Origin of the sequence: Gilliamella sp. B14448G11, from assembly GCF_016101765.1 — a bacterium.
Lineage (GTDB): Bacteria > Pseudomonadota > Gammaproteobacteria > Enterobacterales > Orbaceae > Gilliamella > Gilliamella apicola_N.
Map to the genome: position 1 here is coordinate 41,716 of NZ_JACFPX010000014.1, position 16,470 is coordinate 58,185.

Genomic DNA, 16,470 nt, shown 5'->3' on the forward strand with positions numbered 1-16,470 from the left:
TTCACTATACGTTTGAGTAAAAATTATTGTATCAATTTAACTATTAAGAGCAATTACTCTATCAAATAATGGATTATCCGTTAAACGATGGGTAACCATAATTAACGTTTTATTTTTACAAGTTTGTTTGATCAATTGAATAATTTGTTGCTCGGTCTGCTGATCAAGGCTTTCTGTTGGTTCATCCATCAAAATGAGTGGAGAGTTGTGCAGTAAAGCTCTGGCAATACCAATACGACGAATTTCTCCACCCGATAAAGCGCGACCACCTTGACCGATAGGCAAATTCAAACCTTGATCTGTATTTAACAATTTTTCAAGTTCAACTTGTTTTAAGACTTCGATAAGTTGTTGCTCAGTAGCTTGTGCATTGCCTATCAACAAGTTTTGCCTTAAGGTATCACTAAAAATTGCAATAACTTGCGGTACCATCGCAATCGCCTGTCGTAAGGTTTTTTCGTCCAATAGATTCAATGGTGTACCATTAAAATAGATATTGCCTGAGGTGGGTTCCCAAGCGCGATTAACGAGATTTAATAATGTTGATTTACCGCACCCAGTTTTTCCAATTAATCCAATATGTTCCCCTTGATTAACCGTTAACGAAAAATCTGTTAATACCGCGAAAGGTTGATTGGGATAACTAAAATTGATGTTTTCAAATTGTAGTGTTGCTGAACTTAAATCAACTTTTTTGCTTTCGCTTTCCGAGATAAATTTAATATCAGGTGTTTGATTAAAAATTGCTGTTGTGCGCGTAGCGGAGGTTAATACTTGCCCTAAAAAGATAAACGCACCAGGAATTGGTGCTAGAATTTCGGCACTGGCAAGACTCACAAATACAAATAAGGCAACTAGAGGTGAAAGGGTATATTGCGTAATTAACCAAAGAACCAATAGAGTTAAAAAGCCAGCGATCAATAATACTAATGCACTTGAAAGTGCCATTAAAGTTGATTGCTGCTGTTGATTACGAAGCCAATTTGTTTCCAGTTCATCCAGTTTGTGACGATAGCGTGATTGAGCATTGAAAAGAGTAAGTTCAGCTTGTCCTTGTAAATAATTGATCAGTAATAAGCGATATTCACTTTGTTGCTTTGCTAAGTTCTTGCCCAGTTCTTTTCCAGCTTGGTAAAAAATAACGGGTACGACTAATAAAGTAAGGGTCAGAATAATAGTGATAACAAGCGCTACCGGTAGATTGATATTACTTAGCACAATAAAGATTATACCAATCGTGAGCAAGGCGGTCACAATAGGCGAAAACAGTTTGAGATAAAGATGATCCAGCGCATCAATATCAACAATAAAGCGGTTAAGTAAATCGGCTCTTTGATATTGAGCTAACTGATTGGCACTCAGTGGTAAAATCTTACGAAAAGCTAATGTCCTTAAATAGGCCAAGATCTTAAATGTCGTATTATGATCCACCAAGCGTTCCATATAGCGTGCTGCTGTGCGAGTAATTGCTGCCCCACGCACTCCCGCTGCCGGTAACATATAGTTAAAAGTATATAAGCCAGCAACCCCAACAACTGCCGTTGAAGCTAGAAACCAACCCGATAAAGAGAGTAAAAATACACTAGTAAAAAGCGTCAAAAGCGCTAAAGATAGACCACACAAAATCTGCCAAAAATAGTGTTTATACAGTGCGATATAAGGACGTAATATGGCTAACATAAATCCTCCTTGCTATCACAATGTAACTGACCATCTGCTAACTGCCAAACTTGGTTATAAATGTGCATATCATCGGTTTGATGGGTAATGGTAATTGTATTTGGTGCGATATGTTGCTGATCTATGTTTTGCATGGTTTGTCTATCTAAGCTTGCCGTAGGCTCATCAAGAATGAGTAATTGACATGGTTTTAACATTGCTCGAGCGATTGCCACACGTTGTGCTTGTCCGACTGACAAACGCACTGCGTCTTCACCTACTTGGGTATCTAATCCTTGAGGTAATTTATCAATAACAGACACTAACTGGGTTTTGGCAATTACAGTTTCAATTTCATCATCAGAAGCATTCGGTTTTCCTAATAAAATATTTTCACGCACTGAACCATTAATAAGATAAGGACTCTGTCCGATCCAACTGATTTGTTGTTGCCAATGGGTAATATCTAATTGATTAAATTCGATCCCATTAATCTTTAACGAACCCTGATAAGGTAAAAAGCCAAGCAAAACGTGCATTAACGAAGTTTTACCTTCACCACTTTTACCGACTAAAGCTAATTTAAAAGGTGTTTGTAAAGTGAATGATAATGGTCCAACAATGGGTTGCTGTTCGCTAGACAGTACAATCAAATTACTTGCTTCAATAGTATGTAATGGTTGATTGATTTGAATTGGGTTGGCATCATGATGAGCTTGATTTAACAAGATATCTTTACTTAAAAAAGCTTCAATATTGTCCGCTGCTGCAATGGCTTCGGCTTTGGCATGATAGTAAGTTCCTAAATCGCGCAATGGTTGAAAATATTCGGGTGCTAAAATTAACGTAAAAAAACCCGCAAATAAGGTCACAGTACCATTATATGAACCGAAATTAAATTCACCTAAATACGAAAAACCAAAATACACCGCTACGATAGCGATCGAAATTGACGTAAAAAATTCCAACACAGCTGAGGATAAAAAAGCCATTTTTAATACTTGCATGGTTTTAACGCGAAAGTCTTCGGATGCTTGAGCAATTTCGTTGGCTTGTTTTTCTCCTTGATTAAATAGACGGATAGTATTAAGTCCTTTTAAGCGATCTAAAAAGTGACCACTTAAATATGCCAGAGCTTTAAAATGACGACGGTTAATATCTGCTGCGCCCATACCAACTAAAATCATAAAGATTGGAATCAGTGGGGCAGTACATAACAAAATAGCGGCTGCTGCCCAGTTAAACGGTAAAATAGCAATGCAAATTAAAATAGGGACGATACTGACTAAACGCATTTGTGGCAGATAACGAGCAAAAAAGTCATGCAGATTTTCTACTTGCTCTATAAGTAACGTGCTCCAAGCGCCTGTAGTACTTTGATTTAAATAAGCAGGGCCATAAGCTTCAAGTTGATTAATTAAGTCATTGCGAATTTGTTTTCGTACCTTTTTCCCTAGTGCAAAGTTGATCTTTTCGCGCACATACATTAACAGCGCTCTACCTAATAAAATAATAATAAGTGAGCCAAAGTAAGGTAGGATATCGACAAAATGTTGTTGCTCAATAATCAGTTTTTGTAAAATAACAGCGAGTAGAGCCGCTTGCATAATAACCAATAAAGTCAATGCAAAACCAGTTAAAGCAGAAGCACGCAAATCTGCTTTATGCATTTTTGCATGCTGTTTCAACCAGCCAAGTAGATAAGTTTGACGTTTTTTATCTAGTGACATGATGATATTTTAGTTTATTTCAAATTATCCAAATAAAGTTCAGCATCGAGTGCAGCCATACATCCAGTTGCAGCTGAAGTGATCGCTTGGCGATAAATATGATCCATCACATCACCTGCGGCAAAAATACCTTCGACACTGGTTTGTGTCGCATTACCATGTGTACCAGATTTAACTTTGATGTAGCCACCATTTAATTCAAGTTGACCTTCGAAAATAGTGGTATTGGGTTTATGACCAATGGCAATAAATACGCCCATAACAGATAGTTCCTCAGTAAGATTAGGATCTTGGGTTCTACGCAGTCTAACCCCTGTAACGCCCATATTATCACCTAATATTTCATCAACAATTTGATGAGTATGTAAGATTACCTTACCTTCTTGTATCTTTTCAGCTAAACGATCCATTAAGATTTTTTCTGCTCTAAAGCTATCGCGACGATGTATTAAATGTACTTCACTGGCAATATTGGCTAAATAAAGCGTTTCTTCAACGGCAGTATTTCCGCCTCCTACTACTGCTACTTTTTGATTGCGATAGAAAAACCCGTCGCAGGTTGCACATGCTGATACACCTTTACTTTTAAACGCTTCTTCAGAGGGTAAACCGAGATATTGAGCAGAGGCACCGGTCGCAATAATTAATGCATCGCAACTGTACTCTGTTTCACTGCCATAGAGTTTATAAGGTTTGCTACTAAAATCGACTTGATCGATATGATCTAAAATGATTTCAGTATTAAATCTTTCGGCATGCTCTTTCATTTTAACCATTAAATCAGGCCCAGTTAATTCAGGTGCTCCAGCTGGCCAGTTTTCAATTTCAGTCGTGGTTGTGAGTTGACCACCTTGTTGTATCCCAGTAATTAAAACAGGTGAAAGATTTGCTCGAGCGGCATAAACGGCTGCGGTATAGCCAGCAGGGCCAGAACCAAGTATTAGTAAACGTGCATGTTTAGTTTTCATCTTTAAATCCTTATTTATATTCTGGCTGTTAACACAGAACTCGCTCAATTAATAATTGTTAAGTCTAACATTATCAATCTTTATAGTGCAAAAAAATTGATTATTATAGTGATAGGTAATGACGATAAGATATTTTTTCAACAGTTGGCAAAAGTTATCTTCTTTTATTGTTCACTTAATTTTTAAAAACAATTAATAAATGAATTTAAATTATCGATTTGTTTGACATTGTTTATAAAAAGAATGAAAGAAAGATAGATTGCTCATGAAAAATTTAGAAGTTGTATAAAAAATAACTCAGAAAAAGAAATATAAAGCCCATAATACCAAAAGGTTAATAAGTTACCAACGAGTTATTTTCTTTTGAGAAATTTGTTTTGGGTGGATTAAGTTACAAACGATCTTGGCACGTTATTAATCAATTAAATATCCATTAATTTTATTGTTACTTTATACCTTTGTGGCATAAAGTAACAGACGATTTATATTTATTCAGATAGATATGTGGTGATATCCTTGAGTGGCCAGCGTATTTTAGGTTTTGGTTCATTGATGCGATAGCCAAATGCTAAACAGAGTGCTACACCGAAATTTTCACCACTAAATGATGGTATGTGATTTTCTAAAATTTTAATAACACCATCATGTTGAAATCCACCAATCGCACAGGAATCAATATTATGATAAGCGGCAGCTGTGAGCATATTGGCACAAGCTAGATAAGCCTGCATTTCAAATGAATGATTCATAGTTAGGCCGCTGGCTAAACCATTTTCATAAAAGTTGAGCCTTGATTGACACATAACATCAATACTGTTTTGATCATCTGGGTCAGGTAAAGTACGAGCAACCGCCTTACGGAAATACTCACTTTGTATCGAAAAACTGTTTGATTTACGATAAAGTACGATCACATAATGTGAGCAACTGGTCACTTGCTCTTGCTTGAAACAAACCTCAGATAATTCGTTTTTAATTTTAGGGCTATCAACCACCACAAAATGCCAAGGCTCCAATCCATATGCTGAAGGGGATAAGCGACCTGCATCTAAAATATATTCAATTTCAGCAGGATCAATCTTTTTGGTCTTGTCAAATTTTTTACATGCGTGTCGAAAATATAAGGCTTGTGTTAATTTATCCATGTTTTCTCCTATTCTTTTGTATTCCATGGGGCAACTTTTAATAATAGTAACATACCAGGTATGGCAAGAATCGTACATAAACCAAAGAAAGTTGTCCATCCTAAATAATTAACCATAATGCCTGTAGTGGCATTAATTAATGTTCTTGGGATAGAAGCAATACTTGTAAATAATGCAAATTGTGTTGCTGTATAAAGGGGATTAGTTGTTTTTGCTATAAAAGCTACAAAGGCCGCTGATCCTAGCCCAACGCCTAACGCTTCAAAGCTAATCACTAAAGCTAATAAAATTTTAGCGTGGTAGGTAATTTCAGTAAATGGACCTTCAACAGACAACCATGCAAACCCTAAAATAGAAATAACTTGTACAAAACCAAATAGCCAAAGTGCACGATTAATCCCAATTTTGATCATCAATATGCCGCCCATTAATGCACCAAATACACTTGGCCATAATGATGCATTTTTAGCAATCCAGCCAATATCCAAACGGCTAAAACCCATCTGTAAATAAAAAGGAGTTGCTAGTGAGGTTGCCATACTGTCACCCAATTTATAAAGGAAGATAAAAGCCAAAATCGTGAGTGCACTTTTTATACCTTGACGATTAATAAATTCACTAAATGGCTTAATGATGATATCTTCAATACTATGGTTTTTTGGCGCTTGATTGATAGGCTCTTTAACTTTCAATGTCATAATAATTGCTGGTAACATAAATAGCCCAGTAATAATAAAAACACTGTTCCAAGGTAGATAATTGGATAAAATTAATGATAGCGAACCTGGTACTAAACCAGCAACACGATAAGCATTGGTATGAATACTGTTGCCAAGTCCCTGTTCGTTATCTAAAAGTAATTCTCGCCTAAATGCATCAAGGGCAATATCTTGTGTGGCTGAAAATAGAGCAATAATAAAACAGATAGCAGCGATTACCCAAATGTTTAATGTAGGCGAGAAAAAACCTAAAATTGTGATAAAGAATACTAATACAATTTGCGAAGCAAGCATCCATCCTCGTCTTCTACCTATATTGAAAAGCGAAATATTGTCCATAAATGGCGCCCAGACAAATTTCAAAATATAGGGAAATTGTGTTAACGAAAACGCGCCAATTGTTTTGATATTGATACCTTCGCTCTCTAGCCAAGCAGGTAATAATTGCAACAATAAATAAAAAGGTAAACCAGATGCAAATCCAGTAAAAATACAGATTAGCATTTTTTCGGTAAAAATTGTTTTTATAAGTGAATTTTGCTCATTAGTCATTCTTTAACTTTATTGATTAGTTTTTTCGCAAAGTGTTATCATAGCATACAACTATAAAAAATAATTCTGCAAGCCAAGATAAAACGGATTATCTCAAGCCTGATTCTAAAGTAGGAAAACTGTGACAATGGATGTTTTGAAATAAAAACTTCACTTATTTGGAGCATGCAAGAAATGCTTCAAAACGCTGTTATTAATCAAGCATCAAAGAAAACGACCGATTAATAGATCAACTAATCACCATTCAAAGGGGTGTGATAATATGAAAAATCCAACAAAAATTGCTGTATTCAGTAGTAAACATTATGACAAAGAGCATCTTGAAATCGCCAATAAAAAATTTGGTTTCGATATCGAATATTATGAACACAAATTAAGCCAAAAAACGGTGGTTACTGCGCAAGGTTATGATGCAGTTTGTGTATTTGTGAATGATGAAGTTGATAAAAAAGTTTTACACAAATTGGCTGAATATGGCATAAAAATTCTAGCATTACGTTGTGCTGGATTCGATAATGTTGATCTTGCTGAGGCAAAAAAATTAGGTATTACCGTTGTGCGTGTACCCGCTTATTCACCTGAAGCGGTTGCTGAACATGCAGTTGCGTTAATGATGACTCTTAATCGCCGTACCCATAAGGCTTATCAACGCACACGCGATGCTAATTTTTCTTTAGATGGATTAACAGGCTTTAATATGCACAACCGCACTGCAGGCGTGATTGGCACAGGTAAAATTGGACAAGCAGCGATTCGCATCTTAAAAGGTTTTGGCATGCATATTTTGGCTTATGACCCGTATCCAAATGACATTGTTGTCGAACTTGGCGCACAATATGTCGAATTAGACGAACTTTATGCCAAATCGGATATCATCACATTACATTGTCCAATGACACCCGAAAATTATCACTTACTGAATAAAGAATCTTTCCAAAAAATGAAAGATGGCGTCATGATTATTAATACTAGCCGAGGAGCATTACTGGATGCTACAGCCGCAATTGATGCATTAAAACAGACCAAAATCGGCGCTCTCGGTATGGATGTATATGAAAACGAACGCGATCTATTTTTTGAAGATAAATCAAACGATGTAATATTAGATGACGTATTTCGTCGCTTATCATCATGTCATAACGTTATCTTTACTGGACATCAGGCATTTTTAACTCAAGAAGCACTGTTAAATATTTCTGATACGACTTTAACGAATATTAAACAGGTTGCTGAAGGTAAAGATTGTCCAAATATTGTTGAAAAATAATAAATACTTTTTGACGTTAACGATTTTTTAATAACATAAAATATAGGTTTTATATGCAGCGAATCATCATTCTAATTAATATAATATTGTTGCTTACAGCTTGTGGTAGTGAGAAATCTTCAATATCGCCTATGCAAGAACATCGCGGACATCCTAATGTCGAAGGGGGTGTCTATTTAGAAGAAGAACACAATCCTCCAAAAAACAACAGTGAACCGTTGGCTGTTGATCAAGAAAATTTTATTACCAGAATGGTCAATAAACATGGATTTAATCGTGAGCAATTACGCGAAGTGCTTTCGCAAACCAACAAACTTGACTGGGTAATTAATTTAATGGATAAGCAAGCGCCAACATCAGGTTCTTCTACAGTATCTAAACCTAATGGTGCATGGATCCGTTATAAAAACAAATTTATCACGCCAAGTAATTTACCTCGTGGGGTAGAATTTTGGAATAATTATAAAAAAGAGTTACAACAAGCGTATGACCAATATGGTGTACCACCTGAAATTATTGTGGGCATTATTGGTGTAGAAACGGGTTGGGGGCGAGTGATGGGTAAAACCAAAATCATTGATGCACTCTCAACTCTTGCTTTCTATTATCCAAGACGAGCACAATATTTTACAGATGAGTTAGAGCACTTTTTAGTTATGTGCCGTGATGAAAGCGTTGACCCATTTGATCTGAGTGGATCATTCGCTGGGGCGATGGGATATGGTCAATTTATGCCATCAGCGTTCAGAAATCATGCTGTCGATTTTAACAATGATGGACACATCGATCTGTGGGATCCGGTTGATGCAATCGGCAGTGTGGCTAACTACTTTAAAGCACATGGTTGGCAAAGTGGTAAAAAAGTCGCGGTTATCGCCGATGGGCAAGCGCTATCACTTGATACGGGTTTTAGTACAAAATACACCGTTGAAACGTTAGCTAAAGCAGGACTAAAACCAAAAAGTTCATTAGATGGCCATAATAAGGTCAGTTTATTGCGGTTGGATATGGGCGATAGCTATCAATATTGGTATGGCTTACCAAACTTTTATGTCATCACTCGATACAATCATAGTACGCATTATGCTATGGCCGTATGGCAATTAGGCTTAGCGGTGAAAGAGGCGCGATAATGCCAAGCATATTTCGTAACTGAAACAAAAGGTCGCATTAGCGACCTTTTTAATTATTTAAAATTAAAACGGTATAGACTCTTGAATAATTTTTACAAAGTTGTCTGTTATATCAATAAAATTAGTAAGAATACTCTAAACTTCTCTGTGATCACATGTTATAAGTACTGATCCTATTATGGCGGTATGCAAAAAACTTAGTGGTGAAAGAGGCGCGATAATTCCTAGCATATTTAGTAACTAAATCAATAATTTGCATTAGCGACCTTTTTAATTATTTAAAATTGAAATGGTATAGACTCCTGAATAATTTTTACAAAGTTGTCTGTTATATCAATAAAATTAGTAAGAATACTCTAAACTTCTCTGTGATCACATGTTATAACTACTGATCCTATTATGGCGGTATGCAAAAAACTTAGTGGTGAAAGAAGTGCGATAATTCCTAGCATATTTAGTAACTAAATCAATAATTTGCATTAGCGACCTTTTTAATTATTTAAAATTGAAACGGTATAGACTCCTGAATAATTTTTTCAAAGCTGTCTGTTATATCAATATCATTAGTTAGAACTCTCTAAACTTCTCTGCAATCACATGCTATAACTACTGATCCTATTATGGCGGTATGCAAAAAACTTAGTGGTGAAAGAAGTGCGATAATTCCTAGCATATTTAGTAACTAAATCAATAATTTGCATTAGCGACCTTTTTAATTGTTTTAAATTGAAATGGTATAGACTCCTGAATAATTTTTACAAAGTTATCTGTTATATCAATATCATTAGTTAGAACTCTCTAAACTTCTCTGCAATCACATGCTATAACCACTGCACGCATTTTATGGCCGTATGGCAAAAAACTTAGCGGTGAAAAAGGCGCGATAATTCCTAGCATATTTAGTAACTAAATCAATAAGTTGCATTAGCGACCTTTTTAATTATTTAAAATTGAAACGGTATAGACTCCTGAATAATTTTTACAAAGCTATCTGTTATATCAATATTATTAGTAAGAAACTCTCTAAACTTCTCCGTCATCACATGCTATAACCACTGCTCGCATCTTATGGCGGTATGGCAAAAACTTAGCGGTAAAAGAGGCACTAAGCCTACCGTGTTTTTCTATCCAAACAAAAAGTCACTAATGCGATCTGTTTAAATATAAAAATTAACTCTTTCAAAAAACTTAACAAGAGTAGGGGTGAACGTTAAGAAACAATAAGCTTTACTGCAAGCATTAATAAAAAAATACCGAAATAGGTAATCAGTTTATTTACTGGTAATTTTTGCGAAATTTGCACACCGACTTTTGCCATAGGTATACTGGTGAGCATAATTGAAAATACCGCAGGTAAATAGATAAAACCTAAGCTATATTCAGGAAGTTCTTGGATATTCCAACCCGCAATAATGTAACCAATAGTGCCACCAAAAGCGACGGGTAAGGTGAATGCTGCTGATGTTCCAATTGCTTTACGCATATCGACTCCGCATTTTTTCAAAAACGGTACAACCAGTACACCGCCACCCACACCGACCAGCGCAGCAAAAACACCAATTAATGTACCAACAGCAATAAAAATACTGTTACCCAACGAAGTTACTTCAGATATTTGATTTTGTATCACTTTATTGGTTTTAAAAATAAATTTACTACCAACATAAATTAGAAAAACGATAAATAGCCATTTTAACCATATACCTGGAATATAAGGGGTCATGTAAGAACCGGCAATTGTACCGATAATGCAACCTATTACCATCTTTTTTAGAATTGACCATTCAATGTTTTTGTTTTTATTTTGGGTCCAACTTGATGATAAACTAGTGCCAATAATTGTCGCTAAGGATGAAGCTATAGCAATATGGTGAGTCCAATGGTTACCCAGATTGAAATAATTGAGCGTAAAAATTAGAGCCGGTACAATCAATGCTCCCCCACCAACGCCGAACATACCTGCAAGCAAACCAGTCGCAGCACCGATAATGAGGAAGATAACAAACTCAAAAATCATATTTTTAATCCTTAAGATGGGATAACGTCATTAGCCAGCCTATTTGTTTCAAAAATAAAAATCTAAGCTAGCCAATTGATTGTAAATATGTTTCATTCTTGTTGCAAATAATTTGGTTATTCTATCCGAGTTGTTTAATATATAACGAGAAATCGATTAGCAAAGTAATTAACGCTAAGTTTTAATTGATTAACAAAGTAATCAGCTAAAAGATGACATAGTGCTTAAAAAATCTTATGTTATTTAGCCTAATTGATAAAAGTTTTAAGAAAAATTTAAATTGAAAGGAGTGAAAAATGAAAGATCGTTTAAAGTGGATTGATGATTTTGGTTTTTTAGGCGAAACCGCAAGTGGTCATTCATTAGTGATGGATGGCGGAATTGAGCATGGTGGGCGTAATCGTGGTGCTCGTCCTATGGAACTTTTATTGCACGGCGCTGCTGGTTGTATGGCGTATGATATTATCGCTATATTAAAAAATAAAAAAAAGGATGTGCGTGATCTTTGGATTGAAATTGATAAAACTCAGGCAGAATCTTCACCAAAAGTTTATACCGCAATTAATTTTCATATCGTAATTACAGGTATGAATGTGGATAACGAAGCGGTTGAAAATGCGATAAAACTTGCTTCTGAAAAATATTGCAGTGCCTCTATCATGTTAGGTAAGACAGCGAAAATGTCCTACACCTATGAAATACGTGTACATGAGTAAATATCTTCTTATAACAAAAAATTATAATCTAATAACTAGCTAATATTAGTGAGTTTTGCAGTAATCATTTAACATTTTATTTAATTGATAGATTGTTACAAAGGAATGATTATGCAACAGTTAAGTAAAAATATGCGATTTCGAGATATGGTTATTTTGGGATTGCTTTTTATTGGCCCTGCCGCACCAGTGGGTTTGTTTGGTGTTTTAGATGCGATAAGCGATGGTGCTATTGCTTTAGTTTATATTGTTGCAACTTTAGTGATGGCATTTACTGCTTATTCGTATGCCAGAATGACGAATGCTTTACCTCATGCCGGGGCCGTTTATGCTTATTGTTCTTTAGGCATTCATCCCAATGCGGGTTTTTTAGTCGGTTGGCTGTTACTTCTTGATTACATGTTTATTCCAGCCGTTGCTTACTTATTTAGTGGAATTTCACTCAACGCTTTGATACCTGGTGTGCCAGTATGGCTATGGACTTGTTTGGCGGTAGTGTTAACAACTACTCTAAATTTAATTGGAGCAAAAAAATCTGCCATAATTACTTTAATCATTTTGTTACTTGAAATCCTAGTACTGTTTGTGGTGTTATTGGTGGGTATTTGGATCATAGTGACTACGGATCTTAACCGAAATTGGTTACAATCTTTTATTGGTGGAGCAGCATTTACTTGGAGTAATCTATTTAATGCCGTATCGATTGCTGTTTTATCCTATTTGGGATTTGATGCTATTGCCACTTTTTCGGAAGAAAATAGTGGTCAGCGCAACTTAGTTAGTAAGGCTATTATTACTTGTTTAATTCTAGCCGGTTGTCTATTTGTTTTGCAGATTTACGTTGCATCCTTACTTTCTCCTTATGATTCTGAATATTTGCGTAATCATCCTGAACTACAAGGAAAAGCTTACTATCATATTGTCAATCAAGAGATAAATTTATGGTTGGGATGGGCATTAAGTTTAATGAAAGCGATCGGAGCATCATTTGCTGCAATGGTAGGGCAGGCTGCCGCAAGTCGTCTTTTATTCAGTATGGGACGTGATAAGCGCTTACCACCTTTTTTTGCTAAAGTAAGCCAGAAAAGCGGTGTTCCGACAATGGCAATCTTATTTGCAGCTCTATTTAATTTATGTTTAGTGATTATTGCTGCTAATAATGCTAAGGGATTACCGACGTTAGTGTCATTTGTTGATATTGGAGCCTTAACCGCATTTATTATGTTACATATTTCAGTTATTGGTTACTTTAAATTCAAGAAAGCTTCAAAAGGAGCACTTTCATGGTTTCTTGATGTGTTTATACCTATTGTGGGTATTTTAGTGCTATTACCCGTGCTATTACACATTGATAATTATGCAAAAATTGTAGGTATTGTCTGGTTAGCAATCGGTTTGATAATTCTTTATTTTAATAGATATAAAGCTCAATTAAATTGGTTAGAAAAAGTTAAATATTAGTTATCTGATTGAAATAATTTGAACTATTGATTAATGATATTAATTATATAACAATGCTTGTCCATTTTAACTCAATATTATAACAAAATGATTTCAGAAATATTACGAGGGGCTTTAATTTCAGCGAGTTTAATTATTGCCATTGGTGCACAAAATCTATTTGTATTAAAACAGGGATTATTACGAAATCATATATTTTATGTTTCGGGGATCTGTTTTATCTGTGATTTTGTATTGATGTCAATTGGTATTCTTGGGGTTGGGACATTTATCAGTACTAATCCCTTAATTACGAATATATTAGCAATATTAGGTGCACTTTTTTTACTTTGGTATGGCTTTAAGGCGTTTAAAAGTGCAATTAAAGGTACCAGTAGTATGCAAGTTCAATCTCAAAACTCAAATGACAACAGTTTAGTCAAAGTGATTTTGGCAACATTGGCCATTACTTTACTTAATCCACACGTATATTTAGATACTGTCGTTATTGTTGGCGGTATTGCTGGAACGTTAAGCAGTGAACAAAAAATTGCTTTTCTGATTGGGGCTGTATGTGTTTCATTCATCTGGTTTTTCAGTATTGGTTATGGTGCAAGATTACTTACTCCTTTATTTAAACAAAAAAGAATGTGGGTGATTTTAGATTGTTTAGTTGGTCTGGTAATGTTTTATATTGCTTATCGTTTAATTATGTACGTATATTGTGGTAATTAGGCTAAAATTATCTATTCTAAGCGCAATTTCAGTGAGTTACAGCATTAGCTAAAGCATATTGTGCCTTATTTTTGTTCTGATTTGTTTAAACTCTTTTCTCTTTCCTTTCTTTGTCATATCACTTTTTTCCATAAATATTAAAGAGATATATAAAATTGATGTTTTGTTGAAGTAATAACATAAAAAATGTGATTATTATCACAATTGTATCATTTAGTTTTAATTGTTGATTTCTTATTTCTATGATTAATGCTAATTTATTGAGCATAATTTTGGATTGTTACTGTAAAACTTAACAAGTATGCAGGCAAAACCTAAGCACTTTGGTTAGCAAAGTGCTTAGGTTTTTGTTGTTTTAAGCGCACAAAAATTAGCTTAAATATAATAAGTTATTCAAGGAGTATAATATGAAATGTAAATCCATAAAGCTAGCATTGTTGATTAGCGCTGCACTTGTATCCAACACATTATGGGCAATTGAGCAGGTTAAAATTGAAAGCCAAGAATTAAAAATCATTACCGTTGATAATCTTAAATTTAAAGATATGAATAAAGATGGCAAACTAACGCCTTATGAAGATTGGCGTTTAACACCGGCTCAGCGCGCAAAAGATCTACTTGCTAGAATGACGCTTGAAGAAAAAGCAGGCATGATGATGCATGGCAATGCTCGAAGTTTAAATGATGAACTTGGTCATGGTGATAAATATAATTTAGAAGAGATCAAGGATCTAGTATTAAATGATAAAGTAAATAGTTTAATCACTCGTTTAGAAGTCAGCCCAGAAGATTTTGCACAACAAAATAATCAGTTGCAAAAAATTGCTGAACTATCACGCCTCTCTATTCCTTTAACTATCAGTGTCGATCCTCGAAATACATTCTATTATGGTAATGAAGTGACCAGTAAAAGTGGTTTTAGCCAATGGCCGGGTACATTAGGAATGGCTGCAATTGGCAGTGAAAAAGATATTAATGAATATGGCGATATTATTCGACAAGAATATCGATCTTTGGGAGTAACTCAAGCATTATCACCGATGGCCGATTTAGGTACTGAACCGCGTTGGGCTCGTTTTGAGGGTACCTTTGGCGAAAACCCTGAATTAAGTAAAAAGATGGTGCGCGGTTATATATCAGGCATGCAAAATGGTAAAAATGGATTAAATTCACAAAGTGTTTCTGCCGTTGTTAAACATTGGGTGGGGTATGGTGCTGCCGAAGAAGGGCTAGATAGCCATAGTTTTTATGGCAAATATGCTTTATTTACACAAAATGATAGTTTGAAACAGCATATTATTCCATTTACTGGTGCTTTTGAGGTGAATGTGGCCGCTATAATGCCGACATATTCCATATTGAAAAATGCTCAAATAAATAATCATGAAATCGATCCTGTTGGTGCAGGTTTTAATAATTATTTATTGAAAGATTTATTACGTGATACCTATAAATTTAAAGGTGTCATCATGAGTGATTGGAATATTACTAAAGATTGTAATGAAGTATGTATTAATGGATCACCTCAAGGTGTTGCACCTAAAGCAGAAGGAATGCCTTGGGGGGTTGAGGATCTAACAGTAGAAGAGCGTTTTATTAAAGCTATCCTAGCGGGTGTTCAACAATTTGGAGGCGTAAGCGACAGTTCAACTATTGTCTCGGCAGTTAAAAATAAAAAACTAGATGAGAAACTAATAGACAGTGCAGTATTGGCAATTTTGACGCAAAAATTTGCTTTAGGCCAATTTGAAACACCTTATAATGATCCAACTGAAGCAAGCAAATTTGTTGGCAATCAACAATTCCAACAAATTGCAAATAAGGCACAATTTAACTCAATGGTATTGCTTGAAAATGAACAACAAACTTTACCACTAGATACTAATAAAAAAGTTTATTTACATGGTTTTATGGCGGAGGCAAAAAATCAATTAAAAAATAAAGTGACTATTGTTGATGATATTGATGATGCTGATGTGGTGGTTGCACGTATTGATGCACCTTTTGAGCAAAACCATAAAAATTACTTTTTTGGTTTAAGACATCATGAAGGTTCACTTGCGTTTCCTGAAAAAGATAAAAATATTAAATTTATCGCCAAGGCAAGTAAAAAATGTCCTGTTATTGTAACAGTTTACTTAGATCGACCAGCCGTTCTTACACCGATAAAACAATATGCTAGCGCTATTGTGGCTAATTTTGGTGTAAATGATGAAGTGTTGTTTGAACGTTTGTTTGCGGATAAACCGTATAGCGCTAAAATGCCGTTTGCTTTACCTGATTCAATGGAAAGTGTACTTCAACAAGCTACTGATTTACCAAATGACATGAAATCTTTATATCCATTAGGTTATGGATTAACGCATTAATTTATCTTGTTAAATATTAT

12 protein-coding genes are annotated in these 16,470 nt (G+C 35.0%); 6 read left to right on the forward strand and 6 right to left on the reverse strand.

Going from position 1 to position 16,470, the window contains the following annotated elements:
- Positions 1–36: 36 nt before the first annotated feature.
- From cydC to H3S88_RS09735, 5 genes are all read right to left on the reverse strand, one after another.
- Positions 37–1,680 (reverse strand): cysteine/glutathione ABC transporter ATP-binding protein/permease CydC, encoded by a 1,644-nt coding sequence (cydC, locus tag H3S88_RS09715; RefSeq protein ID WP_198228770.1) that lies wholly within the window; start codon positions 1,678–1,680, stop codon positions 37–39.
- Positions 1,674–3,389 carry a cysteine/glutathione ABC transporter permease/ATP-binding protein CydD gene (gene cydD, locus H3S88_RS09720; RefSeq protein ID WP_198228771.1) on the reverse strand — a complete coding sequence of 572 codons (1,716 nt, stop codon included), beginning with the start codon at positions 3,387–3,389 and terminating at the stop codon, positions 1,674–1,676. Before cydD ends, cydC begins: the two co-directional genes overlap by 7 nt.
- A gap of 14 nt (positions 3,390–3,403) precedes the next feature.
- On the reverse strand, positions 3,404–4,357 hold the full coding sequence (gene trxB / locus H3S88_RS09725) for a thioredoxin-disulfide reductase (RefSeq protein ID WP_198228772.1): 954 nt from the start codon (positions 4,355–4,357) through the stop codon (positions 3,404–3,406).
- Between the two features lie 488 nt (positions 4,358–4,845).
- Positions 4,846–5,502, reverse strand: a complete 657-nt coding sequence (locus H3S88_RS09730) for an NAD(P)H-dependent oxidoreductase (protein ID WP_198228773.1) — start codon at positions 5,500–5,502, stop codon at positions 4,846–4,848.
- Positions 5,503–5,510: 8 nt separating this feature from the next.
- Positions 5,511–6,773, reverse strand: coding sequence for an AmpG family muropeptide MFS transporter (locus H3S88_RS09735; RefSeq protein WP_086327044.1), 1,263 nt, complete (start codon positions 6,771–6,773; stop codon positions 5,511–5,513).
- A gap of 262 nt (positions 6,774–7,035) precedes the next feature.
- On the opposite strand from H3S88_RS09735, the gene H3S88_RS09740 reads away from it, so the two are divergent.
- Together H3S88_RS09740 and mltB are read left to right on the forward strand one after the other, a co-directional pair.
- Positions 7,036–8,040, forward strand: coding sequence for a 2-hydroxyacid dehydrogenase (locus H3S88_RS09740; RefSeq protein ID WP_144091615.1), 1,005 nt, complete (start codon positions 7,036–7,038; stop codon positions 8,038–8,040).
- Between the two features lie 53 nt (positions 8,041–8,093).
- Positions 8,094–9,173 carry a lytic murein transglycosylase B gene (gene mltB, locus H3S88_RS09745; protein ID WP_144091616.1) on the forward strand — a complete coding sequence of 360 codons (1,080 nt, stop codon included), beginning with the start codon at positions 8,094–8,096 and terminating at the stop codon, positions 9,171–9,173.
- Between the two features lie 1,210 nt (positions 9,174–10,383).
- Here mltB and H3S88_RS09750 read toward each other — a convergent pair.
- Positions 10,384–11,190, reverse strand: coding sequence for a sulfite exporter TauE/SafE family protein (locus H3S88_RS09750; protein ID WP_198228774.1), 807 nt, complete (start codon positions 11,188–11,190; stop codon positions 10,384–10,386).
- A 296-nt stretch (positions 11,191–11,486) separates the two neighbouring features.
- On the opposite strand from H3S88_RS09750, the gene H3S88_RS09755 reads away from it, so the two are divergent.
- From H3S88_RS09755 to H3S88_RS09770, 4 genes are all read left to right on the forward strand, one after another.
- Entirely contained in the window at positions 11,487–11,906 is a 420-nt protein-coding gene (locus H3S88_RS09755) for an OsmC family protein (protein ID WP_198228775.1), read from the forward strand.
- Between the two features lie 111 nt (positions 11,907–12,017).
- Positions 12,018–13,367 (forward strand): APC family permease, encoded by a 1,350-nt coding sequence (locus H3S88_RS09760; RefSeq protein ID WP_198228776.1) that lies wholly within the window; start codon positions 12,018–12,020, stop codon positions 13,365–13,367.
- Between the two features lie 90 nt (positions 13,368–13,457).
- Positions 13,458–14,081: a LysE/ArgO family amino acid transporter gene (locus H3S88_RS09765; RefSeq protein WP_370528604.1), complete on the forward strand. Its 624-nt coding sequence runs from the start codon at positions 13,458–13,460 to the stop codon at positions 14,079–14,081.
- Between the two features lie 407 nt (positions 14,082–14,488).
- A complete protein-coding gene (locus tag H3S88_RS09770) occupies positions 14,489–16,450 on the forward strand; it encodes a glycoside hydrolase family 3 protein (protein WP_086327541.1) in 1,962 nt (653 codons plus the stop codon).
- The last annotated feature ends 20 nt before the right edge of the window (positions 16,451–16,470 follow it).

What these genes read in the sequence shown, in the direction of transcription:
- cydC (WP_198228770.1), bottom strand. Translation starts at nt 1,680, where the DNA reads ATGTTAGCCATATTACGTCCTTATATCGCACTGTATAAACACTATTTT.
- cydD (WP_198228771.1), bottom strand. Translation starts at nt 3,389, where the DNA reads ATGTCACTAGATAAAAAACGTCAAACTTATCTACTTGGCTGGTTGAAA.
- trxB (WP_198228772.1), bottom strand. Translation starts at nt 4,357, where the DNA reads ATGAAAACTAAACATGCACGTTTACTAATACTTGGTTCTGGCCCTGCT.
- H3S88_RS09730 (WP_198228773.1), bottom strand. Translation starts at nt 5,502, where the DNA reads ATGGATAAATTAACACAAGCCTTATATTTTCGACACGCATGTAAAAAA.
- H3S88_RS09735 (WP_086327044.1), bottom strand. Translation starts at nt 6,773, where the DNA reads ATGACTAATGAGCAAAATTCACTTATAAAAACAATTTTTACCGAAAAA.
- H3S88_RS09740 (WP_144091615.1), top strand. Translation starts at nt 7,036, where the DNA reads ATGAAAAATCCAACAAAAATTGCTGTATTCAGTAGTAAACATTATGAC.
- mltB (WP_144091616.1), top strand. Translation starts at nt 8,094, where the DNA reads ATGCAGCGAATCATCATTCTAATTAATATAATATTGTTGCTTACAGCT.
- H3S88_RS09750 (WP_198228774.1), bottom strand. Translation starts at nt 11,190, where the DNA reads ATGATTTTTGAGTTTGTTATCTTCCTCATTATCGGTGCTGCGACTGGT.
- H3S88_RS09755 (WP_198228775.1), top strand. Translation starts at nt 11,487, where the DNA reads ATGAAAGATCGTTTAAAGTGGATTGATGATTTTGGTTTTTTAGGCGAA.
- H3S88_RS09760 (WP_198228776.1), top strand. Translation starts at nt 12,018, where the DNA reads ATGCAACAGTTAAGTAAAAATATGCGATTTCGAGATATGGTTATTTTG.
- H3S88_RS09770 (WP_086327541.1), top strand. Translation starts at nt 14,489, where the DNA reads ATGAAATGTAAATCCATAAAGCTAGCATTGTTGATTAGCGCTGCACTT.